Below are 23443 nucleotides of genomic sequence, written 5' to 3'. Positions count from 1 at the left end.
GCGCGACCCGCCCGAGGCCGGCGCCGGGCCCTCGGCGGCCCCGGCCGGCCCGGCCGGCGGCTCTCCGGCCGCGGGCCCGGCCTGCTGATCGGTCGCGTCCGCCCGCGTCTCGGACTGCTGTGGCATCGTCTCCGCCCTCCGCTGAACTCGGTTCCCGTCTCCCTGCGTCACCAGGGAGTACGGTGCGGGAGCGGCGTCGGTTCAAATCCGAACCAAAAACGATGATCTCCGGGGGCGTCCGGCCCGGGCGGTCAGCTGATGACGATGCCGCCGTTCTTCACCTGCACCGGGTACTCCTTCAGCGGGCGGGACGCCGGGCCGTGCGCGACGGAGCCGTCGGCGATCTTGAACTCGCTGCCGTGGCACGGGCACTTGATCACACCGTTGGCCACCTTGTTCACGAGGCAGCCCTGGTGGGTGCAGATCGCGGAGAACGCCTTGAACGCGCCCTGCCGAGGCTGCGTCACGACCACCTTGCTGTCGGCGATCGTCCTGCCGCCGCCCACCGGGATGTCGGCCGCCTTCGCGACCTCCTTGCCGCTGAGGTCCTTCGGCTCCTTGTTCTGGTTCGCCGCGCATCCCGCCGCGAGGAGCGCGGCGCCCGCCGCGCCCGCGCCGTACAGGACCGTCCGGCGGGCGAGCCCCCCTGTCCCGGCGGACCCCGCGTCGTCGCGCGGGGCTCCGGGCGTCACTTCGTTGGTCATGCCCCCATGATCCTGGACGCGCCGCGGCGCCCCGCACCGACCCACCGGGCCGAACCGCCCCGAGCGCCCGGCCCCGGCGGGACCGGGCCGGGGTCTGGGCGGGTCCGGGTCTGGGCGGGTCGGGTCAGCCGAGGATCTTGGCGAGGAACTGGCCGGTGTGGCTGCCCTCGACCTTCGCCACGTCCTCCGGGGTGCCGGTGGCGACGACGGTGCCGCCGCGCGACCCGCCCTCCGGGCCCATGTCGACGATCCAGTCCGCGGTCTTGATCACGTCGAGGTTGTGCTCGATCACGATCACCGTGTTGCCCTTGTCGACCAGGCCGTTCAGCACGCCGAGGAGCTTGCGGATGTCCTCGAAGTGCAGGCCGGTGGTCGGCTCGTCCAGCACGTAGATCGTCCGGCCGGTGGAGCGCTTCTGCAGCTCGGCGGCCAGCTTGACGCGCTGCGCCTCGCCGCCCGACAGCGTCGGCGCCGGCTGCCCCAGCCGGACGTAGCCGAGGCCGACCTCGTTCAGGGTGTTCAGGTGCCGGTGGATCGCCTTGATCGGCTCGAAGAACTCGGTGGCCTGCTCGATCGGCATGTCGAGCACCTCGGAGATCGTCTTGCCCTTGTAGTGGACCTCGAGGGTCTCCCGGTTGTAGCGGGCGCCGTGGCACACCTCGCACGGGACGTAGACGTCCGGCAGGAAGTTCATCTCGATCTTGATGGTGCCGTCGCCGGAGCAGTTCTCGCAGCGGCCGCCCTTGACGTTGAAGGAGAACCGGCCCGGCTGGTAGCCGCGCACCTTCGCCTCGGTCGTCTGCGCGAACAGCTTGCGGATGTGGTCGAACACGCCGGTGTAGGTCGCCGGGTTGGAGCGCGGCGTCCGCCCGATCGGCGACTGGTCGACGTGCACGACCTTGTCGAGCTGGTCGACGCCGTTCACCCGCCGGTGCTTGCCGGGGACGGTCTTCGCGCCGTTCAGCTGCTTGGCCAGCGAGTTGTACAGGATGTCGTTGACCAGCGTCGACTTGCCGGACCCGGACACGCCCGTCACCGCGGTCAGCACGCCCAGCGGGAACGCCACGTCCACGTTCCGCAGGTTGTTCTGCTGCGCGCCCTTCACCGTGACCTCGCGGCCCCGGGTGCGCGGGCGGCGGATCTCCGGCACCTCGATCGACCGGCGGCCCGACAGGTACGCGCCCGTCAGCGAGCGCTCGGACTTCAGCAGGTCGTCCACCGTGCCGGACACCACGATCTCGCCGCCGTGCTCGCCGGCGCGCGGGCCGATGTCGACCACCCAGTCCGCGGCGGCGATGGTGTCCTCGTCGTGCTCGACGACGATCAGCGTGTTGCCCATGTCGCGGAGCCGGATCAGCGTCTCCAGCAGCCGGTGGTTGTCGCGCTGGTGCAGGCCGATCGACGGCTCGTCCAGCACGTACAGCACGCCGACCAGGCCGGACCCGATCTGCGTCGCGAGCCGGATGCGCTGCGCCTCGCCGCCCGCCAGCGTCGCGGACGCGCGGTCGAGCGTCAGGTAGTCCAGGCCGACGTCGAGCAGGAACCCGAGCCGGGCGTTGATCTCCTTCAGCACCCGCTCGGCGATGTGCTTCTCGCGCTCGTTCAGCTCCATCGCCAGCAGGAACTTCGCGGCCTCGCCGATCGGCATGGCCGCGACCTCGGCGATCGACATCCCGCCCATGGTGACCGCCAGGACGACCGGCTTCAGCCGGGCGCCCTCGCAGGTCGGGCACGGGATCTCCCGCATGTAGCCCTCGAACCGCTCCCGGCTGGAGTCGCTCTCGGACTCGGCGTGCCGCCGCTGGATGTAGGGGATCACGCCCTCGTAGGCCGTGTAGTACGACCGCGTGCGGCCGTACCGGTTCTTGTACCGGACGTGGACCTGGGTCTCGTGCCCGTTGAGGATCGCCTTGCGGGCCTTGGCGGGCAGCTTGTCCCACGGGGTGTTCAGGTCGAAGCCCATGGCGTCGCCCAGCGCGGACAGCAGGCGCAGGAAGTAGTCGCTGACGTGCCCGCCCGACCACGGCTGGATCGCGCCCTCGCCGAGGGTCAGCTCCCCGTCCGGGATGACCAGCTCGGGGTCGACCTCCATGCGGGTGCCGAGACCGGTGCAGTCCGGGCAGGCGCCGTACGGCGAGTTGAACGAGAACGACCGCGGCTCCAGCTCCTCGAACGACAGGTCGTCGTACGGGCAGTACAGGTGCTCGGAGTACATCCGGGTGCGGTTCTCGTCGTCCTCGGGCAGGTCGACGAAGTCGAGGACGATCGTGCCGCCCGCGAGCCCGAGGGCGGTCTCCACCGAGTCGGCGAGCCGCTGCCGCGCGGAGTCCTTCACCGACAGCCGGTCGACCACGACGGAGATGTCGTGCTTCTCCTGCTTCTTCAGCTTCGGCGGCTCGTCCAGCCGGATCATCGCGCCGTCCACCAGGGCGCGGGAGTAGCCCTTGGACTGCAGCTCGCGGAACAGCTCGAGGTACTCCCCCTTGCGGCCGCGGATGACCGGCGCGAGCACCTGGAACCGCGTGCCGGGCTCCAGCTCCAGCACCCGGTCGACGATCTGCTGCGGCGCCTGCCGGCTGATCGGCCGGCCGCACTCGGGGCAGTGCGGGTGCCCGATCCGGGCGTAGAGCAGCCGCAGGTAGTCGTAGACCTCGGTGATCGTCCCGACCGTCGACCGCGGGTTCTTGCTGGTCGACTTCTGGTCGATCGACACCGCCGGGGACAGGCCCTCGATGAAGTCGACGTCGGGCTTGTCCATCTGCCCGAGGAACTGCCGGGCGTACGCCGACAGCGACTCGACGTACCGGCGCTGCCCCTCGGCGAAGATCGTGTCGAACGCCAGGCTGGACTTCCCGGACCCCGACAGACCGGTGAACACGATCATGGCGTCCCGCGGCAGGTCGAGCGAGACGTCCTTCAGGTTGTGCTCGCGTGCTCCACGCACGATGAGTCGGTCATGCACGGCGTACTTCCGGTTCCTCTTCTGGGCGCGGTGATGGGGAGAGACAGATCGCTCTCCAGGCTAGCCAGGGGGTCCGACAGAATCCCCCGAGTCATTAACAGCGGCGGTCGCCGCCGCATTTCGTGCCGCGCCCCACCCGTCTCCGGACGGTCCCGGCGGCACCCTCGCACCGTACACGTGTTCGAACACCACCCGCCACCGCAACCCGCCTACCGGGGCCGGAGGGCGTCCTGGACGAGCGCGACGGTGCGGTGCCGCAGGTCGTCGGACCAGCCGCCGGCGACGGCGCCGTGGCCGGCGGCGGTGACGAGGGCCATGACCTCGTCGAGGCGCGCGTCGGCGCGGACCGTCCCGGCGCGCTGGGCGGCCTCCAGCAGGGCACCGAAGGCGTTGGCCAGGGCCATGATCTGGTCGCCGGGCTCGATCTCGGTGCCCTCCTCGGCGAGCAGCCCGATGACGGGGCCGATGTTCGCCGAGGTGTCGACGAGGAACGTGAAGTACTCGTAGAAGGCGGTGGCGGGATCGCCGCCGGCGACGAGCGCGTCGGCGCGGTCGACGAGGCGCCCCCGGAGCTCCTTCATGATCGCGGCGAGCAGGTCGCGCTTGGTCGGGAAGTGCCGGAAGACCGTGCCGATGGCGACGCCGGCCCGGGCGGCGACCTCCTCGGTGGAGGCGGCGGCACCGTGCTCGGTGAACACCTCCTCGGCGGCGGCGAGGATGCGGGCGCGGTTGCGCCGGGCGTCGGCGCGCAGGGGCTTGTCCGGGGCCATCCGTCCGTCCGTTGACAAGATGAGTCGTGACTCATATTTTGCAAGATGAGTTCAAACTCATGTTAGTCCGCTCCGAAGGGATGACGCATGTCCGAGCAGACGCCGCTGTCCGAGGCGCTCGCCGGGTGACCCCCCGCGCGGCCTACTCGTCGTCCAGCGCGAACGACAGGTAGCGGTCGGCGGAGCGGCGGACGGCGTTCTTGCCGTCGGTGTAGACGATCTTCCGCCACCAGGCGCCGTACACGCGGTCGAACTGGTAGGGCTCCAGCAGCCGCAGGGCCCGGCGGACGGTGCGGGGCCGCTCGGGGATGTGGTTCGGGTAGCTGTACATGAAGCTGACCCAGTCGCGGTCGTTGACCACCGTGAGGATGTCGCCGGAGAACAGGGCGCCCGCGTCCCGCCAGTGCAGGACCTGGCCCCCGTCGAAGTGGACGCCGGCGTTGATCAAAGTGAGGCCGTCGGCCAGCTCGTGGGTGTCGCCCTCCCAGAAGACGACCGCGTCATCGGGGCGGGCGACCCAGCGGCGGTCGGCCTCATGGATGTACACGGGCGCGTCGAACGCGTGCGCCCATTCGATCATCGAGCCGTAGAAGTGCGGGTGGCTGATCGCGATCGCGCTGACGCCGCCCAGGTCGTTGACCTGACGGACCAGGTCGTCGTCGAGGTGCGTGACCATGTCCCACAGGACGTTGCCGGACGGGGCGCGCACCAGCAGGGCGCGCTGGCCGATGGCGGTGGACGGCTCGGTTCCGATGCCGACGACGTCCGGCCCCTCCTCCTCGACCCGGCCGCGGTGCCCGGCGGCGCGCAGCTCCTCCAGGCTCGTCCAGCGCTGGCCGTCCCAGCCGACGTACTGGCGCTCGTCCTCGCAGATCGGGCAGTCGGGGCGGGGAGCGCCGTACTGGACGCCGCAGGTGACGCAGATGGGGTACTCCATGATCCACATTGTGGTCCCGGAACGCCGCCGGAGCGAGGAGGAACGCACCGGAGGGCCGCCGCGGGCCGTCTGGTGCGGGCGCGGCGGCTGCGCCAGGATGGTGCCTCCGACAGAGAGCGGGGGGCGCGATGGAGACCTGGCGGCTGGCGATCGACGCGGTGGACGCGGGCGCGGAGCGGGCGGCGGAGCGCATCGCCGGGCTCACCGAGCATGAGCTGCGGGGGCCGTCGGCGCTCCCGGGCTGGACCCGCGGGCACGTCGCGACGCACCTCGCCCGCAACGCCGACTCGCTGTGGAACCTGCTGGAGTGGGCGCGGACGGGCACGAAGATCCCGCAGTACCCGAGCTTGGAGGGCCGCGTCGCCGACATCGAGGCGGGCGCGGGCCGCGGCGCGGACGAGCTGGCCGAGGACGTGCGGAAGACGGCGGCGCGGTTCGCCGAGCAGGTGCGCACGCTGCCGGACGACGCGTGGAACGCTCCCGTCGCGGCGATGGCGGGATGGCCGCACCCGGCCTGGTACACGGTGCTGCGCCGCTGGCACGAGGTGGAGGCGCACCACGTCGACCTCGCCGCCGGGTACGGGCCCGCCGACTGGCCCGAGCCGTACGTGCGGTGGGCGCTGACCGCCACGCTCGCCGACCTGGCCGCGCTGCCGGCCGGGCGGTACGGCGGGCTGGCCGGGTACCGGATCACCGCGACCGACTCCGGGGAGTCCGCCGACCTCGGCTGGACGGCGGGCGGACCGGAGGCCTCCGGGTCCGGGCGTGCGCTGCTGGGCTGGCTGAGCGGCCGCTCGGACGGCGCCGGGGTGACGGTGCGCCCCGACGGCCCGGTCCCCGTCCCGCCGCCGTGGCCGCACCGGCCGTCCGGGTTCTGACCGGGCCGGGCTAGCCCGGGTCGTCACCGCCGGCCAGGCGGCGCAGCGCGGCCACCGAGCGGACGGTGATCGTGCCGCGGGCGACGGTGAGGCCGCCGCCCAGCGGGTCGGAGGCGAGGAGCTGCGCGACCTTGCGGCGGCCCATCCCCGCCCAGCGGCCGAGGTCCTGCTGCGTGACGGGCACCTCGATCCGGACGGCGTCGTCCGGCGCGGCGACGCCGTCGGCGTCGTCCTCCTTCAGCGGCGTCCCGAACCGGGCGGCGAGCCGCAGCAGCCGGCCGGCGAGCCGCCGCTCGGCGTCGTCGGGGAAGTGGGCGACGCGCAGCTCGTTGGCGTCGCGGAGCCGCTCGGCGAGGACGGCGGCGACGGCCCATGCCGACCCGGGGTGGGCGTCCAGGACGCCGCGGAACCGGTCGGCGGGCAGCACCAGCGCCTCGACGCGGGTGAGCGCCTCGACGTTGGCGTGCCGGACGCCGCCGTCCGCCGCCTCCAGCTCGCCGACGAGGTCGCCTGGCCCGAGGACGTCGAGGATCGCGATGTCGCCGTCCCGGTCCGCCCACACCTTGACCGCACCGGCCCGCAGCACGAAGACCTGCGACGCGCGGGTGTGCTCGCGCGTCAGGAACGCCCCGGGCCGGATCACGGCGGGGGCGCCGGTGCGGCGCAGCGCCTCCCGCGCCGCCCCCGGCAGCGCGTCCCAGAACGGTGCGGGTGCCATCTCGCCCTCCTCGCGCGACCCGGCGGGGCTCCCCGCGCCGCGAGGTCCCGCCTCACGGGGCGCCCGAGTCCAGTGAACGCGGCGGTACGCCGATGGACCGCGTAGTTCGTCACATGTCAAGCGACCTGTCCGAGGCGAGCCACTTGTCCAGCGCCCCGATGCGCCGGGCGCAGTCGGCCGCGCCGGCCTCGTCGCCGAGCGCCTTCCGCGACCGCGCCTGCAGTTCGAGCGCGACCCGCCGGCCACCATGATCGTCCATGTCGCGGCGGATCGCGATCTCGGCCTCGAAGTGCTCGCAGGCGGGCGCGTGCTCGCCGAGCAGCTGGCACGCGCGGGCCATGGCGTGCAGCGCGTACGCCTGCTCGCGGGCGTCGCCGACCTCGGTGGCCGCCCGCAGCGCCCGCGCCCCGGTCGCGCGGGCCTCGGCGGCGCGGCCGAGGTCCAGGTGGATGGCGGCGAGGTGGACCAGCGCGGTCGCCTCGCTGTGCCGGTCGCCGACCTCGCCGAGGACGCGCAGCGCCTCCAGCTCCATCTCCAGCGCCTCCTCGGGGCGTCCGCTGCGGCGCAGCACGGCGGCGAAGGTGTCCATGCCGACGCCCATGCCGTACCAGTCGCCGCCGGCCCGCCGGATCCGCAGCGCCTGCCCGGCGGCGCGCTCGGCGTCCTCGGGCAGGCCCAGCCGCAGGTAGGTGCGGGCGAGGCTGCCGAGGGTCCCGGCCATGCCGCTCTGCGCGCCGAGCCCGTGCCACAGGTCGAGCGCCTCCAGGCCGAGGACGAACGCCTCCTGGGGGCGGCCGAGCCGGCGCATGACCACCGACAGGTGCTCCAGGTCGTGCGCCTCGCCGTGCTGGTCGCCGATCTCGCGGCGGATCTCCAGGGCGCGCAGCAGCTGCTCGCGGGCCTCGCGGTAGCGGCCGAGCCGCCAGTGGACGATGCCGATCTGCGCGACGGTCTCCGCCTCGCCGTGCCGGTCGCCAATGTCGCGGTGCAGGCGCAGCGCCTGCCCGCAGTAGGTGAACGCCTCCGGGTACCGGGCGGCGTCGCACGTCAGCATGCCCAGGGTGGTCAGCGCGCGCGCCTCCCCGTGGCGGGCGCCCAGTGCCTGATAGGTCCGCAGCGCCTGCTCGGCATCCCGCAGCGCCATCTCGCGCAGTCCCAGGGAGGCGTTCATCCGGGCCAGCTCGGTGAGCGCCTGCGCGGCGCCGTGCCCGTCCGCCATGTCCTGGCGGATGTAGAGCGCCTCCAGCGCGTGCGAGACGGCCTCGTGGACGTTCCCGAGGCGGCGGTGCACCTGCGCGATGGTCAGGAGCGTCTCCGCCACCCCGGGCTGGTCGCCGATCCGGCGGCGCACCTTCAGCGCCTCCCCCGCGTGGTCCAGCGCCACCTCGTAGTCGCCGAGCCCGAGACGGGCGCGGGCCAGCGTGTCGTGGTCCTTCGCGAGGCCGCCGCGGTCGTCCATCTCCCGGTGGCCGTCCAGCGCCCGGCGCGCGTGCTCGATCGCCGTCAGGTACCGGCCGAGCGACACGTGCACGTCGGCGAGCGCGGCGAGCGCGGCCGCCTCGCCGTAGCGGTCGGGCGGCTCGACGGTCCGGAACGCGCGCCGCGCGTCCTCCCCGTACCCGATCGCCTGGACGGAGCCGCCCGCCTCGAAGTGCGCCACCGCCAGGTTGTGCAGCATGACGGCGGCGGCCGCCCAGTCCTCCTCCGTGCGGGCCGCGTGCAGGCCCGCCTGGTGGACGGCGATGTTGTCCTCGCTGTAGCGGCGGAACTCCTGGAAGTCGAACAGCGCGTCCGCCAGCTCCCAGCAGGTGCGGTGCAGGCCGAGGCGGGCCGCCTGGTGCACGGCGGCGACCAGGTTGCGCCGCTCGGCCTCGAACCACGCCAGCGCCACCGCCCGCCCGGCCCCCGCCGCCGCGCCCGATCCGGGCGGGGCGGACGGGCGCCCCCGCGCCCCGTCCGGCCACCGGTCCCGGCGGACGGCCGGGCGACGGCGACCGGCCAGCGCGTCCCCCGCCGCGCGCGCTTCGGCGAGGTACCCGGCGAGCAGCCGGCGCTGCGCGGCGAGCCGGTCGCTGTCGGCGTCCTCGGCCAGGCCCCGGTCCCGGGCGAAGTCGCGCAGCAGGTCGTGCATCCGGTACCGCCCGGGCGCGACGTCGTGCACGAGGTACGCCTGCCGCAGGCCCTCCAGGCATTCGCGCGCCTCGTCGACCGTCCCGTCCCGCAGCGCCGCGAGCGCGGCCGGGGTGAAGTCGGGGCCCGCGACGAGGCCCAGCACCCGGAACGCCTCCCGGTGGTCGCGGCGCAGGCTGCGGTACGCGACGTCGAACGTCGGGTCGAGCACGCCGCGCAGCCCGGGGCCGGCGGGACCGTGCCCCGGCCCCTCGTGCAGCTCGATGCCGGTCAGCCCGACGCCGCCGGCCTCCGGGCCGACCGGCCGCGCCCCGGCCCGTCCCGGCCCGTCCGGCGGCGGCGCGTCGGGCGGCGGCCCGTCCGGGGCGCCGGGCAGAGGCTTCCCGTAGGACGAGGCGGCCTGCGCGTCGCTCTCGGCCAGTTCCCGGACGGTCCCGGCGATCGACTCGCCGGGGTTCTCCGCCAGCCGGCCGGCCATCACCGACAGCGCCAGCGGGAGGTGCCCGCACTCGCGGGCGAGCCGGGCCACCGCCCTGCGCTCCTCGCGGACGCGCGCGTCGGCCGGGCCGAGCACGTTGGAGATGAGGTCCACGGCCTCCTGGGTGACCATCTCCCGGAGCTCCAGGGCGCGGACGTCGGCGCCCTCCAGCAGCGCGGGCAGCCGCCGCCGGCTCGTCACCACCGCCAGCCCGGACGCCATCGCCCCGACCAGCGGCCTGATCTGCTCCGGCCGCGCCGCGTCGTCGAGGATCAGCAGCATCCGCCGGTCGGCGAGCAGCGACCGGCACTGCGCGGCCAGCTCCGCCTCGGTGCTGCGGACCTGGTCGCCCGGGACGCCGGCGGCGCGCAGCACCTGCCCCATCGCCTCCGCGGGCGTGACGGGGCTGCGGGTGGTGCCGCGCAGGTCCGCGAACACCACCCCGTCGGGGAACCGGTCGACGACCCGGTGCGCCCAGTGCAGCGCGAGCGTCGTCTTCCCGACCCCCGCCATCCCCTGGACGATCACGGCGCGCGGCCACTCGGCCTGCGCGACGAGCAGGTCCAGCTTGCCGAGGCTGACCGCCCGGCCGGCGAAGAACGGATTGTCGGCGGGCAGGCGCACCGGCGGCTTCCCGCGGGCCGCGTCCAGCCCGGCCGGCGTCCGCGCGGCCAGCCCGGACGGCCCGTCCTGCTCCGGGCGGACCTGCGGGGCGACCGCCGGGCCGTCCGGCTCCGTCTCGATCGCCGGCCATTCGTCTCCCCACGGGCTCGCGGCGCGGCGCAGCTTCTCGGGGTCGAGGACGGTCAGCGGCCGCGGCCGGCGGTCGATGATGCCCTTCTGCCGCCACAGCCGGAACCAGCGCACCAGCGTCTCGCGGGAGATCCCGGCCCAGTTCGCCAGCTCCGCCTGGCTGAGCCGCAGCGGGATCTCCGTCCCGCGCGCGGTGCGCACGCCGAACCGGTGCGCCAGCTCCAGCAGGTGGTAGGCGAGGCGCTGCGGGTGCTCGGCGGCCCGCACCGCGTGGCGCCGCCCGCCGTACCCGACGCTCTCCGACACCGCGTGCATCATCGCCTCGGCGACCTGCGGGTTCGCGGCGAGCAGGCCGCGGAACCTGCGGCGGTCCACGCGCAGCGCCTCGACGTGGTCGAGCGCCGCGACGGTGCCGCGCTCGGGGTGCCCCCACGCCCCGAGCGCGCCGACCAGGTCGCCCGAACCGAACAGGTCGATGATCGACTCGTCGCCCTCGCTGGAGTCGACGAACTCCTTGGCGACGGCGTTGCTCGCCGCGCGCGGCGCCGCCTTGAACACCACCCACACGGACGCGGCGGTGACCCCCTGGTGGCAGAGCGTCCCGCCGAGCGGGATGGTGGTGCGCCGCCCCATCGCCCGCAGCGCCTGCCGGTCGTCCGGGCCGAGCCGCTCCCAGAAGCTGCCCGGCCGGACGTCGTGGTCGATCACCCCGGTCACCCGCCCGCCATCGCCGTCGCCAGCCACCAGAACAGGAACAGCACGGCGGTCGCCGCCGACCAGGCGACCGCCAGCCACGACAGCTCGCCGCAGCGGTGCGCCGCCCCCAGCAGCCGGCGCAGCTCGGCGTCGCGGACCCGGGCGTCCAGCGCGGCCGCCGAGCCGAACGGCGTCCACGGCGCGGACGGGTCGACCGGCGCGCCGGTGCGGCCGCGGACCTCGCCGAGAACCGACACCAGGGTGCGCCGGGACCGCACCGTGTACCCGGCCGAGACCGCGAACGCGCCGGCCAGCACCGGCAGCAGGGCGAGCGCGACGGCGCCGGGGAGCCCGGCGGCCAGCCGGCTCACGGTGCCGACCAGCACCAGGGCGAGGAACACGGCGGCGATCGCGGCGTCGCGGCCGCAGAGCCGGACCAGCGCGCACGCGTGGCCGAGCAGCTCCTCCGGACGTTCCCGGTCCGGACCGGGACGGAATGCGGTGATCAACGCGGCACCGTCCTCACGGGTCGATCCTGATCTTCCAATGACCATGGTCGGACGGCAAGGCGGAAACGTCCGTCGCCGAGCGCACGGTTCGGCTGAGTCCCGTGACTCATCCGGCCCGGGCGCGCCCGGCGGCGGCCGATGGGGGAAGATGGTCTGCGCGCACCACGACCCGGGGCGCACCACCGACGGCGCGTACTGCCGATGGGAGAATCTCGCCCATGACCTACACGGGGAACGTCGAGGCGGGCGGCCGCCCCGACGTCCGGGAGCTACCGGGCCTGACGGTCACCAAGGTGGCGGTCGGGCCGTACGACAACAACGCCTACATCCTGCGCTGCACCGCGACCGGCGAGCAGTTGCTCATCGACGCGGCCAACGAGGCGCCGCGGCTGCTGGAGCTGATCGGCGACGGGCCGCTCGCGCGGATCGTCACCACCCACCGCCACGAGGACCACTGGACGGCGCTGAGCGAGGTCGTGCGGGCCACGGGCGCGCCGGTCGTCGCGCACCCGCACGACGCGGAGGCGCTGCCCGAGCCGGTCTCCGAGCCGGTCGAGAACGGCGGCACCGTCCGCGTCGGGCGGGCGGCGCTGGAGGTCATCCACCTGCGCGGCCACACGCCTGGCTCGATCGCGCTGCTGTACGACGCGGGCGGCGAGCTGGCCGACCGCCCGCACCTGTTCACCGGCGACAGCCTGTTCCCGGGCGGCGTCGGCAACACCTGGGGCGACCCGACGCTGTTCAAGCAGCTGTTCGCGGACGTCGAGGAGCGGGTCTTCGACCGGCTCCCGGACGCCACCTGGTTCTACCCGGGCCACGGCAAGGACTCCACGCTGGGCCGGGAGCGCCCGTCGCTGCCCGAGTGGCGCTCGCGCGGCTGGTGACCGCGCCCTCCTGAAGGTCCGCCGGGACGCGCGCGGCGCGCCCCGGCGCGCCCCGGTGCGCCGGCCGCCGGAACCAGTGGTGCGGGGTGTTCGTTCTGACGACCACATCCGCACCGATCCGGGGGCCGAGACCAGGAGCGCATCATCGACGACACGGAACCGGGCTCCGCCCTGCGCTACCCGCGGGGCTCGCTGGTACTGCTCGCCGGGCTCCCGGGGGCGGGCAAGAGCACCCTGCTGAACCGGCTGTACGGGCTGACGGGCGAGGAGACCGCGCCGGTGCCCGCCGGCGACGTCCGGATCATCGACTCGCGGCAGTCCCGCAACTGGTGGGCGCGCTTCCTGCGCCCGCTGCCGGTGCGGCTGCGCACCCCGCTCGTCCACGTCACCCACGTGTGGCGGATCGGGCGGGCGGTGCTGGCCGGCCACGGGGTTGTCGCCCACACGCGCGGCACCTGGCCGCACATCCTGTACTGCTTCGCCTGGCTGGCGCGCCGCCGGGGCGGCCGGCTGCACCTGATCCTCATCGACGTCGACCCGGCCACGGCGCGGGCCGGGCAGTTCGCGCGCGGGCGCGCCGTCACCGGCGCCACGTTCGCGCGGCACTGCCGACGCTGGGTGCCGCTCATCGAGCGGGCCCGCGGCGGCGCCCTCCCGCCCGCGGCCGGGGTGACCGTGCTGGACCGGGAGGCCGCCGACCGGCTCCGGGCGATCCGGTTCGGCTGAGCGCGCCGCTCAGCGGAGCCCGCTGAACCAGCGGACGGCGAGGGCGGTGCCCGCGATGTTCGATCCGAGGTGCCGGGAGCCGCCGTAGACCTTGTCGCCGACGTCGACGACCGGCACGCCGGCGCCCCGGGCGCGGAACGCGGCGGCGCAGTGGTCGGTGTTCGCGGTCACCGCCTGGTCGTCGTTGGTGATCTTGTAGAGCCGGACCGGGACGCGCGGGGTCCACGCCGTGCAGACCTCGCCGTCCACCCGCAGGGCCTCGGCGAACGTCCCGGACGGGTGGCGCAGCACCTCGAAGCCGCGCGGCGTGAGCAGCTCGCCGAGGGTGCCCGGCAGTCCTTTCAGCATGACCTGGCCGGGCGTGGTGCCGTCGAAGTACTTCTCGACGCGGCTCGCGTACGGCTCCTTGAAGACGTCGGACGGCTTCCCGTAGATGCCCCCGTGGATGCGGTTCCACGAGGTGAGCAGGTAGGAGAGGTACGCGACGGACGTCTTCGGATCGACCCGCCCGTCCAAGAGGGCGGGCAGTTCGACACCGCCGAAGTCGTACCCGCCGCTGATCGGCGCGACGGCGCGGAGCCGGAAGTGCGGGTCGGCGCCGTCCTGGAGGGCCCGGGCGAGCCCCAGCGCGGAGGAGGCGCCCTGCGAGAACCCGGTGACGAAGACCCGCCCGTCCAGTTCCCGGTGCTCGCGCGAGGTGAACTGCCGGGCGGCGCGGAGCATGTCCAGCGACGCGGACGTCTCGGTCGGCACGTCCTTCCACGGGTGGACGCCCGGTCCCTCACCGAGGCCGAGGTAGTCGGGCGCGGCGGCGGCGAACCCGGCGGCGCTGTAGGTGACGGCCGGCCCGGGTCCCCACACGTCCTGCGCCATCGACGGCGCGTCGCCGATGTAGCTGGTGGTGCCGTGCGTGTAGGAGACCGTGCGCAGCTTCCGCTCGCCGTTGCGCGGGAGCACGAACAGGCCGCTGGCGACGGTCGCGCGGCCGCGCGCGTCGACCGTCCGGTAGATGAGGCGGTAGGAGTCCACGCCGTAGCGGACGGACGAGGCGTCGAAGCCCTCCGTCGCCAGCCAAGCGCGCACCTCGTCCGCGGACCTGGTGCCGAGGTAGCGCGCGGAGATCAGCTGCCCGCGCGCGGCGGCCTGCCCGTGCGTCGCGGCCGGGCGGTCCTTCGTCCCCTCCCCGGCCAGGGCGGGCACGGCGCCGGCGGCGATGATCGCGGCACCGGCGGCGCCCGCGGCGGCGATCCTCAAACGGCGGGTCATGGCGGTCCTCTTTCAGCTGGGGGAACGAGCGGCCACCAGCCTCCGGCGCGGGCGCCCGGACGGACATCGCGCCGAGTGGTGATCTTCCATCCGGTACCTCCGGGGGCGGCGGCCTCCCTCCGGCGGGGGTGCCCGGAACTTCCGTCCGGCAGAAGACCCGCGGAGAGGCCGTGGCCGGGGTCTATAGGGTCGGAGCAAGGACCGAACACGACGAGAGGCGGCAGCATGGCGCAGCAGGTACGCGGGGTCGTCGCACCCGGACGGGGCGAGCCGGTGCGGATCGAGACGATCACCGTTCCCGACCCGGGTCCGGGCGAGGCGGTCGTCCAGGTGCAGGCGTGCGGGGTGTGCCACACCGACCTGCACTACCGCGAGGGCGGCATCAACGACGAGTTCCCGTTCCTGCTGGGGCATGAGGCCGCGGGCGTGGTGGAGTCGGTCGGCGAGGGCGTCACCGAGGTGGCGCCCGGCGACTTCGTCATCCTGAACTGGCGCGCGGTGTGCGGGCAGTGCCGGGCGTGTCTGCGGGGCCGCCCGTGGTACTGCTTCAACACCCATAACGCCGCCCAGAAGATGACCCTTGAGGACGGGACGGAGCTGTCGCCCGCGCTGGGCATCGGCGCGTTCGCCGACAAGACGCTGGTGGCCGCGGGGCAGTGCACCAAGGTCGACCCGGCCGCCAAGGCGGAGGTCGCGGGGCTGCTGGGCTGCGGCGTGATGGCGGGCCTCGGCGCGGCGATCAACACCGGGAACGTGGGGCGCGGCGACTCGGTCGCGGTCATCGGGTGCGGCGGGGTCGGCGCGGCTGCGGTGCTGGGCGCGCGGCTGGCCGGCGCGGCGAAGATCATCGCGATCGACCTGGACGAGCGCAAGCTCGCCACCGCGTCCTCGCTCGGGGCGACCCACACCGTCCACGCCAAGGGCACCGACGTCGTCGAGGCCGTGCAGGAGCTGACCGGCGGGTTCGGCGCGGACGTCGTCATCGACGCGGTCGGCCGCCCGGAGACCTACAAGCAGGCCTTCTACGCCCGCGACCTGGCCGGAACGGTCGTGCTGGTGGGCGTGCCGACGCCGGAGATGAAGCTGGAACTGCCGCTGCTCGACGTGTTCGGCCGCGGCGGGTCGCTGAAGTCGTCCTGGTACGGCGACTGCCTGCCCTCCCGCGACTTCCCCATGCTCATCGACCTGTACCTGCAGGGCCGCCTCGACCTGGACGCGTTCGTGTCCGAGACGATCGCGCTGGACGGCGTCGAGGCCGCGTTCGAGAAGATGCACCACGGCGACGTGCTGCGCTCGGTGGTGGTCCTCTGATGGCCCCGGCTTCGCCACGGGCGCGCATCGACCATGTCGTGACGTCCGGGACGTTCTCCCTGGACGGCGGGACATGGGAGGTCGACAACAACGTCTGGATCGTCGGCGACGACAGCGAGGCGATCGTCATCGACGCCGCGCACGACGCCGACGCGATCGCGGCGGCGGTCGGCGACCGGCGGCTGGTGGCGATCGTGTCCACGCACGGCCACGACGACCACATCGACGCGGCTCCCGCCCTCTCCGCCCGCACCGGCGCGCCCGTCCTGCTGCACCCCGACGACCTGATGCTCTGGAAGCAGAAGCACCCGGACAAGAGCCCCGATGGCGAGCTGTCCGACGGGCAGGTCATCACGGTCGCGGGCACCGGCCTGACGGTCCTGCACACGCCCGGGCACAGCCCCGGCGCGGTCTGCCTGCACGCCCCGGACCTCGGCACCGTGTTCTCCGGCGACACGCTCTTCAGCGGCGGGCCGGGCGCGACCGGCCGGTCCTTCTCCGACTTCCCGACGATCATCGACTCGATCCGGGAGCGGCTGCTCACGCTCCCGCCGGAGACGGTCGTGCGGACCGGCCACGGCGACTCCACCACCATCGGCGGCGAGGCGCCGCACCTCGACGAATGGATCGCGCGAGGCCACTGATCCAGGCCCGCCTGCGGTACGGGCGGCGATCCCCGGATGCCGGGGGTCGCCGCCTTCCGCGTCGCCGCAGCGTCCGTGCTGCTCCTGGCCGGATTCTCGCCCCCGGGCCGCCCGGCCGCCGCGTCCGGGATATCGTCGCCCGTGGCGGACGAGCCGGAGCGCACGCGCGCGGACCGGAGGTGAGGGGGCGCTGATGCGGCCGAGGGCATCGCTCGCCGCCGCGCTGGCGCTGTGCGGTGCCCTGGCCGGGTGCGGCCGGGCGTCCGGGAGCTCCACGGGCGCGCTGGACGTTCCGCCGCCCACCGCGACCGGCGCGTCCTCTCCCGCCACTTCCCCCGCCGCCTCGCCGGACGTGTCGCCGGAGGCCGACCGGGTGGCACCGCTCGGCAGGCCCGGCGCGTGGCGGATCACCACCTACTACACGGCCGTCGAGAGCCTCCACAAGGGACGCCCCAAGGCCGTCAAGGGCTGCCCCGAGCTGCACTGCTCGCACGGCAGGACGCCGCTCGGCTCCTACCCGGAGGACTTCCTCGCGGTGATCCAGGAGGAGGGCAGCGGGCGGATCACGTCGGGACCGCGGCGCGGCCGGTACCTCAACTGGTCGCACAGCGTCGGCTACTGGCTGGACGACACGACCCGCGACTCCGCCGGCCGCCCGCTGCGGCCGTGGTCGTCCGCCGCCGCCGACAGGTCGGTGCTCGCGCGCGGGCAGCGGTTCGCGATCGTCGACTGCGGCAGGGACGGCAGCGGGCACCGCATCGAGGCGGCGGTGTGCGCGGCGTTCCGGAAGGCGCGCTGGACGGTCACCGACCTGTTCCGCCCCGGCTACGGCGGCGAGAACCACGCCGACGTGTACATCGGCGAGGAGACCGGCCCCGGCTTCGCCGACTCGCCGTTCTACACGACGCTGAGCGGCGCCACCCTCGGCCCGTCCTGAGCCCTAGGCTGGACGCGGCGAGGCGAGCCGCGTCGCCCGGGTGCGGCCCCGGAGGGTGACCTCCTCGCCGAGCTCCCACTGCGCCGCCTCCTCGGGATCCGCCGCGGCGACCAGGGAGCCGGACGCGAGGACGCGCGCCTCGGTCGACTTGGCGAGGTCGGTCAGCCGGGCCGCCTCGTTCACCGGGTCGCCGATCACCGTGTACTCGAACCGCTCCTCGGCGCCGATGTGCCCCGCGACGGCCTCGCCCGCCGACACCCCGACCCCCGCGCGCAGTTCCGGCACCTCCTCGCGCAGGCGGCGGGCCAGCTCCCGGGCGGCGGCCAGGGCGCGGCCGTGCATGCCGGCGAGGGCCAGCGGGGCGCCGAACACCGCGAGCGCGGCGTCCCCCTCGAACTTGTTGATCCAGCCGCCGTGCGCGCCGACCACCTTCACCACCACGGCGAAGAACGCGTTCAGCAGCCCGACGACCTCGGCGGGCGGCCGGTCGGCGGCGAGCCGGGTGGAGCCGGCGATGTCCACGAAGAGCACCGCGACCTCGCGGGTCTCGCCGCCGAGGTCGATGCCGCGCTCGAGCGCGACGCGCGCCACGTCCTCGCCGACCTGCCGGCCGAACAGGTCCTGGAGCCGGGCGTGCTCGCGCAGCCCCGCCGCCATGTGGTTGAACCCGGCCTGCAGCAGCCCGACCTCGCTGGCGTCGTAGACGGGCACCTCCACGTCCAGGTCGCCGCGCTCCACCCGGGCCAGCCCGAGCCGCACCGACTCGACCGGGTCGGCGATCGCGCGCGCCGCGCCGTAGGTGACGGCGAGGCCGATGACCAGCGCGGTGCCGCCGAGCGCGAGGACCGCCAGCGCGAAGTCCCGCACGGTGATCTTCGCGATCACGAACGAGCCGACGGCGAGGGTGATCAGCCCGAGGATCGGCACCGCCGTGCCGAGCCCCCACGCCAGCACCGAGCGGGCCACCACGCCCGGCAGCCCGGTGCGGCGCGGCATCTCGCTGCGCAGCGCCGTCGTCACCGCGCGCCGCAGCAGCCGCTCCGTCAGCAGGTAGACGATGGTGCAGGTGGTCAGGCCGCCGAGCAGGCTGGTGAGGCCCAGCTTGACGGCCAGCAGCGTGGAGAACGGCGCGTTGATCACCACCCAGCCGACCGTGCCGATCCCCCACAGCGTCAGGTGCAGCGCCATCAGCCGCAGCGGCCCGTACAGCAGCAGCGACCGCTCGTGCCGGTCCGGCTCGTCGTGCCGCTCCACCAGCCGCCGGACGCGCCGGAAGAACCGCTCGCCGAGGACGAGCCCGGCGGGCACCGCCGCGACGACGTAGGCCGTGAACACCGCGAGGTTGATCGTCTGGAGCCGGTCGGAGACGCGGCCCACCGGATCGGGCACCACGACCGCGAACACCAGCACGACCAGCGCGCCGCCCAGGTTCGCCAGGCCGGTCGCGATCGTCACCAGGATCCGGGCGCGGCGCGCGATGGCGGCGCGGGAGTCGTCCGGCCGGCCGTCGATCAGCCGCCACAGGGGGCCGAGCAGGGGGCGCCCGGCCCGCGGGGCGGGTCCGGGCGGTTCGGTCTCCATGAGCGTGCAGGGTATCCGCTGCCGGGCACCTCACTCCCCGTCCCGCCGGCATTACCCCGGGGCCGTACCACCGGCTCCGGCGCGGAAGGTTGACCGGTCGGTCAATCAGGAATCACTGAAGTGGACAAAGAGGTCCAAAGGTGATCGTCCCGGAGGAGCGACGGATGGACAGGTTCGCATGGCAGGACGGGGTGGCCTTCGCGGCCGGCCTCGTCGTCCTGGTGGCCCCCGAGCTGTGGGGGGACAACGCGGGCGAGCAGCCGCTCATGGTGCTCGGCGCGCTGCTGATGACGGCCGGCCTGTGGGCGCTGCTCGGCGGCCAGGGCGTCCCGTCGTGGGCGGCGACGGCGTTCGCGCTGCTGATCTTCGTGGCGCCGTGGGCGTTCGGCTTCACCGGCGCGCACGCCCCCGCGTGGACGGCATGGATCGCGGGCGGCGCGGCGGCTATCGTCGGCCTGTGGGGAGCCACCCAGGCGCACGGCGGCAAGCCCGCCGCGGCCTGATCGAGATCCCGCGACGGCCTCGGGCGCACCGCGCCCCGGGGCCGCACGGGCCTGCGGGGGGCGGTGCCGATGGGCGTGCGGCGGACCGGCGCGGCGGCGGACTCGCGCACCCGCATCCTGGACGCGGCGGAGGCGCTGTTCGCCGACCGCGGCTACGAGGCCAGCTCGACGGCGCGCATAGCGAGCCGCGCCCAGGTGCCCAAGGGCCTGGTCTTCCACTACTTCCCGCAGAAGATCGACGTGCTCGTCGCGCTGGTCGACGAGCGGACCTTCGTGGAGGACCCGGCGGACGAGCCCGCCGAGGCCGTCCCCGGCGACCCGGCCCGGACCCTGTCGCGGCTGGCCGGGCGGCTCCCGCTGCACGCCTCGCCCGCGATGCGCCGCATCCTGTTCCGCGAGGCCGACACGCACCGCTCCGTCCGCGACCGGCTGGGACACCTCAACCGGGTGCTGTTCCTGCGCGCCCGCCGCGCTCTGGAGATCGCGCTGCCCGGCGCCCGCGGCGACCAGGCCCGCCTGGAGGCCGCCGCCGCCACCTTCGCCGCCGTGCTGATCTACCAGGAGAACCTCGCCGGCCTCACCGGCCAGCACCTCGACCCCGAAGCCGTCGCGGACCTCCTCACGCGGGCCTTCTAGCAGCGCCCTCGGCGTCAGGGGGCTCGCCGCGCGGTCAGGCCGGCCTCAGCGGCTCCAGGAGGCGGTGGGGGGTGCGGAGGAGGCGGCTGACGGGGTCGTCGCGGTGGCGCGCGCCGGGGCCGGCGTGGATCTCCATGTCCTCCAGCGCGACCGGGCGGCCGCAGGCGGGGCAGACGCCGTCGGTGCCGACCCGGCCGCCGCAGCCGGCGTGGACGAACAGCCGGCACGGCTCGGCGGACAGGTGCTCCTCGCCCCACCGGGCGAGCGTGTGGACGACCGGCCACAGCTCCTTGCCCATGTCCGTCAGCACGTAGTCGTGGCCGTCCTTGGCCAGCACGCCGGACTCGACGAGCGCCTGGAGGCGGGCGGACAGCACGGCGCGCGGGACGTCCAGATGGGCGAGGAAGTCGCTGAACCTGCGCACGCCGTAGAAGGCGTCCCGGACGATCAGCAGCGTCCACCGCTCGCCGACGACCTCCAGCGCGCGGGCCAGCGAGCAGTCCTGGGCCGCGTAGTCCTTGCCGAGTGCCATGGCCTTACAGTACCGCCCCATCGGTTCAATGAACGAACCGGACATGCTACGGTCTCCCCACTGAGTTCATTGACTGAACCGATGGGGGCTCCGATGACGACTCTGGCGACACCGCGCGCCGGGCGGCACGCGGCGGGCACCGCCGCCGCGCTGGCGCTGCCGGCCGCCGCGACGCTGCTGGCGCTCATGAACTACACCGCGCCGATGGCCGCGCTCACCGAGACCGCGCACGGGCTGGGGGCGGGGCCGACGGCCCGGATCTGGCTGATGTCGTCGATCAGCCTGGGCCTGGCGGCGGCGCTGCTGGCGACCGGGAGCCTCGCCGACGACCACGGCCGGCGGCGCGTGTTCGCCATCGGCGCCGCCGCGCTCGCCGCGTCCAGCGTCGCCTGCGCCGCCGCGCCGACGACCGGGGTCTTCGTCGCGGGACGGATCGTGCAGGGCGCGGCGAGCGCCGCGCTGCTGGCCACCGGTCTCGGGATCATCGCGGCGGCGTTCCCGCCGGGCCCGCGCCGCGCCCACGCCACCGGGGTGTGGGGCGCGATGCTCGGCCTCGGCATCGCGCTCGGGCCGGTCGCGTCGGCGGGCCTCGCCTCGGCGGCCGGCTGGCGGGCCTGGTACTGGGTCGCGGCCGTCGCGTCGGCGGCGCTCGGCGCGGTCGCGGTGCGGACGCTCGGCGAGTCGCGGGCCGACCGGCCGCGCGGCCTGGACCTGCCGGGGCTGGTCACCATGAGCCTCGGCGTGGCGGCGCTGGTCGCCGCGATCACGTGGGGGCGGGCCGGCTGGACGCGTCCGGGCGTGCTGGCGCTGCTCGGCGCCGCGGCGGTGCTGCTGGCGGCGTTCACCGTCGTGGAGGCGCGGCGCGCCGAGCCGATGCTCGACCTCGGCCTGTTCCGGCGGCCCGCGTTCCTGCTGTCGGTGTCCGGCGCGCTGGTCACCGGCCTCGCCGTCATCGGGATCATGAGCTACCTGGCGACCGTGATGACGCTGGTGCTGGGCCTGTCGCCGGTCGTGTCGGCGCTGGTGCTGGCCATCTGGTCCGGGCTGTCGTTCGTCGCCGCGCTGCAGGCCCGCCGGCTGCCGTCCCGGCTGCCCGCGGGGCGGCTGCTCGCCGCCGGGCTGGCGCTCAGCGCGGCCGGCGAGTTCGCGATGCTCGGGCTCGCACCGGACGCGCACTGGTGGCGGCTCGTCCCCGGCCTGGTCGTGTCCGGGGTCGGGAGCGGGCTGGCCAACGCGATGCTCGCGCGGCTGGCCGTGGAGAGCGTGCCCGCCGACCGGGCGAGCATGGGCTCCGGCGCGAACAACACCGCCCGCTACGTCGGCGCGTCCATCGGGGTGGCGGTCGTCGGCGCGATCGCGACCGGGTCCGGCGACGGCCCGTCCGCGCTCGCGCACGGCACCGACGTCGCGATGCTCGTCTCCGCCGTCGTCGCCCTCGCCGGCGCGGCCCTGGCCGTCGCCATCCGCGAGCACGGGTGAGCGCCGCCGGTCAGGCGAGCTCCTCGATGAACGCGGCGAGCTGGGTGAGGTTGCGGCACTCGAACATCGGAACGAGGTCGCCGTAGCGGGACGCGGCGGAGTCGCCGGTGTCCCACAGCCGCCGCGGCTCGGGGTTCAGCCAGTAGGCGTGCCGTGCCCGGTCGACCATGGACCGCAGGATCGGCAGCGACAGCTCGCCGTAGTTGGAGCGGGCGTCGCCCAGGATGAGCAGGGACGTCTTCGGCGTGATCGCGTCGCGGTACCTGTCGTCGAACACCTTGATGGCGTGGCCGTAGTTGGACCGGCCGGTGATCCAGACGAGGTCGGCCTCGGCGGCCATGCGCGCCATCGCGTCGGTGACGTCCGCGCCCGGCGCGAAGTACTTGGTGATCTCGTCGGTCGCGTCGATGAACGCGAACGCGCGGACCTTGCTGAACTGCTCCCGCAGCGCGAACGTCAGCAGCAGCGTGAAGTGCGCGAACGCCGACACCGAGTCGCTGGCGTCGCACAGCACGACCAGCTCCGGCTTGTGCGGGCGGCGCGGCCGGTAGTGCGTCGTCAGCGGCACTCCCCCGCTGGCCAGCGACGCCCGGACCGTCCGCCGGAAGTCGAGGCGGCCGCGCTTGCCGTGCCGCTGCTTCTGGACGAGCCTGGACGCGAGCTTGCGCGCCAGCGGGTACACCTCGCGGCGCAGCGCGGCGAGGTCGGCGCGGCTGGCGCTGGAGAAGTCGAGGCGCTCCAGCGGCGGCCGGACGGCGAGGCGCGCGGTCCGCTCGACGCCGGTGTCCTCGGCGATGCGGCGGCGCACCTCGCTCGCGACGAACTCCTCGAACCGGCCGATCCGGTCGCGGAACGTGCGGCGCGCGACGCGCTCGGCCATCCCGCCGCGCTCCTGACCGTTCAGGACGGCGTTGAGCAGCCCGGCCATCAGCGTCTCCGGCGACAGCGCCCGCAGCACGCCCGAGGAGAACCACGACTCCTGGCCCGGCGTCCGCCCGTACTCGGCGACGGCCGTCCGGGCGAACTGCCGCAGCGCCGCGTCGTCGCCGGACAGGAACAGCTCCATCAGCTCCCCTCGGCGGCGCTGCACCTCCGGGTCCAGGGCGGGCGGAACGGGGTTGCCGTCCGCGCCGAGCGTCCGGACGGGCCGGTCCTCCTCGCGCACGGCTCCGGCGCCGTCCCCGACCGCGGCCGGGAACCACAGGTCGAACAGCGTGTCGAAGGTCGGACGGTGCTGGGGCCGCTTCACCACCGTGGCGGCGTACGCGGCCCGCAGCGCGCCCCGGTCGAGCAGGTCGACGGCCTGCATCGCGCGGACCGCGTCCAGGCCCTCGGCGACCGACACCGGCAGCCCGGCCTCCCGCAGCGCGGCCACGAACCCGGTGTGCCGGTCGACGAGCGAGGCCATC

The 23443-nt window shown here is 74.8% G+C and carries 20 protein-coding genes; 9 read left to right on the top strand and 11 right to left on the bottom strand.

The genetic code is table 11. The features are described from left to right. Positions 1–251: 251 nt before the first annotated feature. From amrb99_RS39775 to amrb99_RS39760, 4 genes are all read right to left on the bottom strand, one after another. The gene (locus amrb99_RS39775) at positions 252–704 is read right to left on the bottom strand and encodes a Rieske (2Fe-2S) protein (protein WP_190866266.1); all 453 of its coding nucleotides are present in this window, start codon (positions 702–704) and stop codon (positions 252–254) included. A gap of 124 nt (positions 705–828) precedes the next feature. Then, positions 829–3666 carry an excinuclease ABC subunit UvrA gene (gene uvrA / locus amrb99_RS39770; protein WP_190866264.1) on the bottom strand — a complete coding sequence of 946 codons (2838 nt, stop codon included), beginning with the start codon at positions 3664–3666 and terminating at the stop codon, positions 829–831. 209 nt (positions 3667–3875) lie between these two features. Further along, on the bottom strand, positions 3876–4436 hold the full coding sequence (locus amrb99_RS39765) for a TetR/AcrR family transcriptional regulator (protein ID WP_190866262.1): 561 nt from the start codon (positions 4434–4436) through the stop codon (positions 3876–3878). 142 nt (positions 4437–4578) lie between these two features. Continuing rightward, a complete protein-coding gene (locus tag amrb99_RS39760; RefSeq protein WP_241756365.1) occupies positions 4579–5373 on the bottom strand; it encodes an MBL fold metallo-hydrolase in 795 nt (264 codons plus the stop codon). A gap of 128 nt (positions 5374–5501) precedes the next feature. Between amrb99_RS39760 and amrb99_RS39755 the strand changes: the two genes are divergently transcribed. After that, positions 5502–6251, top strand: a complete 750-nt coding sequence (locus amrb99_RS39755) for a maleylpyruvate isomerase family mycothiol-dependent enzyme (RefSeq protein ID WP_190866258.1) — start codon at positions 5502–5504, stop codon at positions 6249–6251. 10 nt (positions 6252–6261) lie between these two features. Here amrb99_RS39755 and amrb99_RS39750 read toward each other — a convergent pair whose 3' ends face one another. From amrb99_RS39750 to amrb99_RS39740, 3 genes are all read right to left on the bottom strand, one after another. Further along, positions 6262–6969: a Crp/Fnr family transcriptional regulator gene (locus amrb99_RS39750; protein WP_190866256.1), complete on the bottom strand. Its 708-nt coding sequence runs from the start codon at positions 6967–6969 to the stop codon at positions 6262–6264. Positions 6970–7078: 109 nt separating this feature from the next. Next, positions 7079–11047 (bottom strand): tetratricopeptide repeat protein, encoded by a 3969-nt coding sequence (locus amrb99_RS39745; RefSeq protein ID WP_190866254.1) that lies wholly within the window; start codon positions 11045–11047, stop codon positions 7079–7081. Continuing rightward, positions 11044–11535: a hypothetical protein gene (locus amrb99_RS39740; RefSeq protein ID WP_190866252.1), complete on the bottom strand. Its 492-nt coding sequence runs from the start codon at positions 11533–11535 to the stop codon at positions 11044–11046. The genes amrb99_RS39745 and amrb99_RS39740 overlap by 4 nt, the downstream gene beginning before the upstream one ends. Before the next feature lie 218 nt (positions 11536–11753). Between amrb99_RS39740 and amrb99_RS39735 the strand changes: the two genes are divergently transcribed. Together amrb99_RS39735 and amrb99_RS39730 are read left to right on the top strand one after the other, a co-directional pair. Beyond that, the gene (locus amrb99_RS39735) at positions 11754–12419 is read left to right on the top strand and encodes an MBL fold metallo-hydrolase (RefSeq protein WP_190866249.1); all 666 of its coding nucleotides are present in this window, start codon (positions 11754–11756) and stop codon (positions 12417–12419) included. A gap of 279 nt (positions 12420–12698) precedes the next feature. Further along, on the top strand, positions 12699–13145 hold the full coding sequence (locus amrb99_RS39730; RefSeq protein WP_347257050.1) for an ATP-binding protein: 447 nt from the start codon (positions 12699–12701) through the stop codon (positions 13143–13145). A gap of 9 nt (positions 13146–13154) precedes the next feature. On the opposite strand, the gene amrb99_RS39725 is transcribed toward amrb99_RS39730, so the two are convergent. Continuing rightward, the gene (locus amrb99_RS39725; RefSeq protein ID WP_190866247.1) at positions 13155–14411 is read right to left on the bottom strand and encodes a lipase; all 1257 of its coding nucleotides are present in this window, start codon (positions 14409–14411) and stop codon (positions 13155–13157) included. A gap of 225 nt (positions 14412–14636) precedes the next feature. Here amrb99_RS39725 and amrb99_RS39720 point away from each other — a divergent pair, with 225 nt between their 5' ends. From amrb99_RS39720 to amrb99_RS39710, 3 genes are all read left to right on the top strand, one after another. Then, positions 14637–15722 carry an S-(hydroxymethyl)mycothiol dehydrogenase gene (locus tag amrb99_RS39720; RefSeq protein WP_190866245.1) on the top strand — a complete coding sequence of 362 codons (1086 nt, stop codon included), beginning with the start codon at positions 14637–14639 and terminating at the stop codon, positions 15720–15722. After that, the gene (locus amrb99_RS39715) at positions 15722–16366 is read left to right on the top strand and encodes an MBL fold metallo-hydrolase (RefSeq protein ID WP_190866243.1); all 645 of its coding nucleotides are present in this window, start codon (positions 15722–15724) and stop codon (positions 16364–16366) included. The genes amrb99_RS39720 and amrb99_RS39715 overlap by 1 nt, the downstream gene beginning before the upstream one ends. A 193-nt stretch (positions 16367–16559) precedes the next feature. Continuing rightward, positions 16560–17303, top strand: a complete 744-nt coding sequence (locus tag amrb99_RS39710) for a hypothetical protein (protein WP_190866241.1) — start codon at positions 16560–16562, stop codon at positions 17301–17303. A 3-nt stretch (positions 17304–17306) separates the two neighbouring features. Here the strand turns inward: amrb99_RS39710 and amrb99_RS39705 are convergent, their stop codons facing one another. Next, positions 17307–18884, bottom strand: coding sequence for an adenylate/guanylate cyclase domain-containing protein (locus amrb99_RS39705; protein WP_190866239.1), 1578 nt, complete (start codon positions 18882–18884; stop codon positions 17307–17309). Positions 18885–19048: 164 nt separating this feature from the next. Between amrb99_RS39705 and amrb99_RS39700 the strand changes: the two genes are divergently transcribed. Further along, positions 19049–19387 (top strand): SPW repeat protein, encoded by a 339-nt coding sequence (locus tag amrb99_RS39700; RefSeq protein ID WP_190866237.1) that lies wholly within the window; start codon positions 19049–19051, stop codon positions 19385–19387. 69 nt (positions 19388–19456) lie between these two features. Next, positions 19457–20023 (top strand): TetR/AcrR family transcriptional regulator, encoded by a 567-nt coding sequence (locus tag amrb99_RS39695; protein ID WP_190866235.1) that lies wholly within the window; start codon positions 19457–19459, stop codon positions 20021–20023. A 34-nt stretch (positions 20024–20057) separates the two neighbouring features. On the opposite strand, the gene amrb99_RS39690 is transcribed toward amrb99_RS39695, so the two are convergent. Continuing rightward, positions 20058–20555 (bottom strand): helix-turn-helix domain-containing protein, encoded by a 498-nt coding sequence (locus tag amrb99_RS39690; protein ID WP_190866233.1) that lies wholly within the window; start codon positions 20553–20555, stop codon positions 20058–20060. Positions 20556–20648: 93 nt separating this feature from the next. Between amrb99_RS39690 and amrb99_RS39685 the strand changes: the two genes are divergently transcribed. Then, entirely contained in the window at positions 20649–22034 is a 1386-nt protein-coding gene (locus amrb99_RS39685) for an MFS transporter (RefSeq protein WP_190866231.1), read from the top strand. A 10-nt stretch (positions 22035–22044) separates the two neighbouring features. Here amrb99_RS39685 and amrb99_RS39680 read toward each other — a convergent pair whose 3' ends face one another. Beyond that, positions 22045–23442 (bottom strand): VWA domain-containing protein, encoded by a 1398-nt coding sequence (locus tag amrb99_RS39680; RefSeq protein ID WP_190866229.1) that lies wholly within the window; start codon positions 23440–23442, stop codon positions 22045–22047. Position 23443: the final 1 nt, after the last annotated feature.

It is taken from the genome of Actinomadura sp. RB99, assembly GCF_014706005.1.
Taxonomy (GTDB): domain Bacteria; phylum Actinomycetota; class Actinomycetes; order Streptosporangiales; family Streptosporangiaceae; genus Spirillospora.
This window is presented reverse-complemented; position numbering and strand designations above follow the sequence as displayed.

Excerpts from the sequence above, each read along its gene's own strand:
- amrb99_RS39710 (WP_190866241.1), top strand. The coding sequence starts at position 16,560 with ATGCGGCCGAGGGCATCGCTCGCCGCCGCGCTGGCGCTGTGCGGTGCC.
- amrb99_RS39715 (WP_190866243.1), top strand. The coding sequence starts at position 15,722 with ATGGCCCCGGCTTCGCCACGGGCGCGCATCGACCATGTCGTGACGTCC.
- amrb99_RS39755 (WP_190866258.1), top strand. The coding sequence starts at position 5,502 with ATGGAGACCTGGCGGCTGGCGATCGACGCGGTGGACGCGGGCGCGGAG.
- amrb99_RS39680 (WP_190866229.1), bottom strand. The coding sequence starts at position 23,442 with ATGGCCTCGCTCGTCGACCGGCACACCGGGTTCGTGGCCGCGCTGCGG.
- amrb99_RS39690 (WP_190866233.1), bottom strand. The coding sequence starts at position 20,555 with ATGGCACTCGGCAAGGACTACGCGGCCCAGGACTGCTCGCTGGCCCGC.
- amrb99_RS39725 (WP_190866247.1), bottom strand. The coding sequence starts at position 14,411 with ATGACCCGCCGTTTGAGGATCGCCGCCGCGGGCGCCGCCGGTGCCGCG.
- amrb99_RS39765 (WP_190866262.1), bottom strand. The coding sequence starts at position 4,436 with ATGGCCCCGGACAAGCCCCTGCGCGCCGACGCCCGGCGCAACCGCGCC.
- amrb99_RS39700 (WP_190866237.1), top strand. The coding sequence starts at position 19,049 with ATGGACAGGTTCGCATGGCAGGACGGGGTGGCCTTCGCGGCCGGCCTC.
- amrb99_RS39705 (WP_190866239.1), bottom strand. The coding sequence starts at position 18,884 with ATGGAGACCGAACCGCCCGGACCCGCCCCGCGGGCCGGGCGCCCCCTG.
- amrb99_RS39685 (WP_190866231.1), top strand. The coding sequence starts at position 20,649 with ATGACGACTCTGGCGACACCGCGCGCCGGGCGGCACGCGGCGGGCACC.
- amrb99_RS39695 (WP_190866235.1), top strand. The coding sequence starts at position 19,457 with ATGGGCGTGCGGCGGACCGGCGCGGCGGCGGACTCGCGCACCCGCATC.
- amrb99_RS39760 (WP_241756365.1), bottom strand. The coding sequence starts at position 5,373 with ATGGAGTACCCCATCTGCGTCACCTGCGGCGTCCAGTACGGCGCTCCC.
- amrb99_RS39775 (WP_190866266.1), bottom strand. The coding sequence starts at position 704 with ATGACCAACGAAGTGACGCCCGGAGCCCCGCGCGACGACGCGGGGTCC.
- amrb99_RS39720 (WP_190866245.1), top strand. The coding sequence starts at position 14,637 with ATGGCGCAGCAGGTACGCGGGGTCGTCGCACCCGGACGGGGCGAGCCG.
- amrb99_RS39735 (WP_190866249.1), top strand. The coding sequence starts at position 11,754 with ATGACCTACACGGGGAACGTCGAGGCGGGCGGCCGCCCCGACGTCCGG.
- amrb99_RS39750 (WP_190866256.1), bottom strand. The coding sequence starts at position 6,969 with ATGGCACCCGCACCGTTCTGGGACGCGCTGCCGGGGGCGGCGCGGGAG.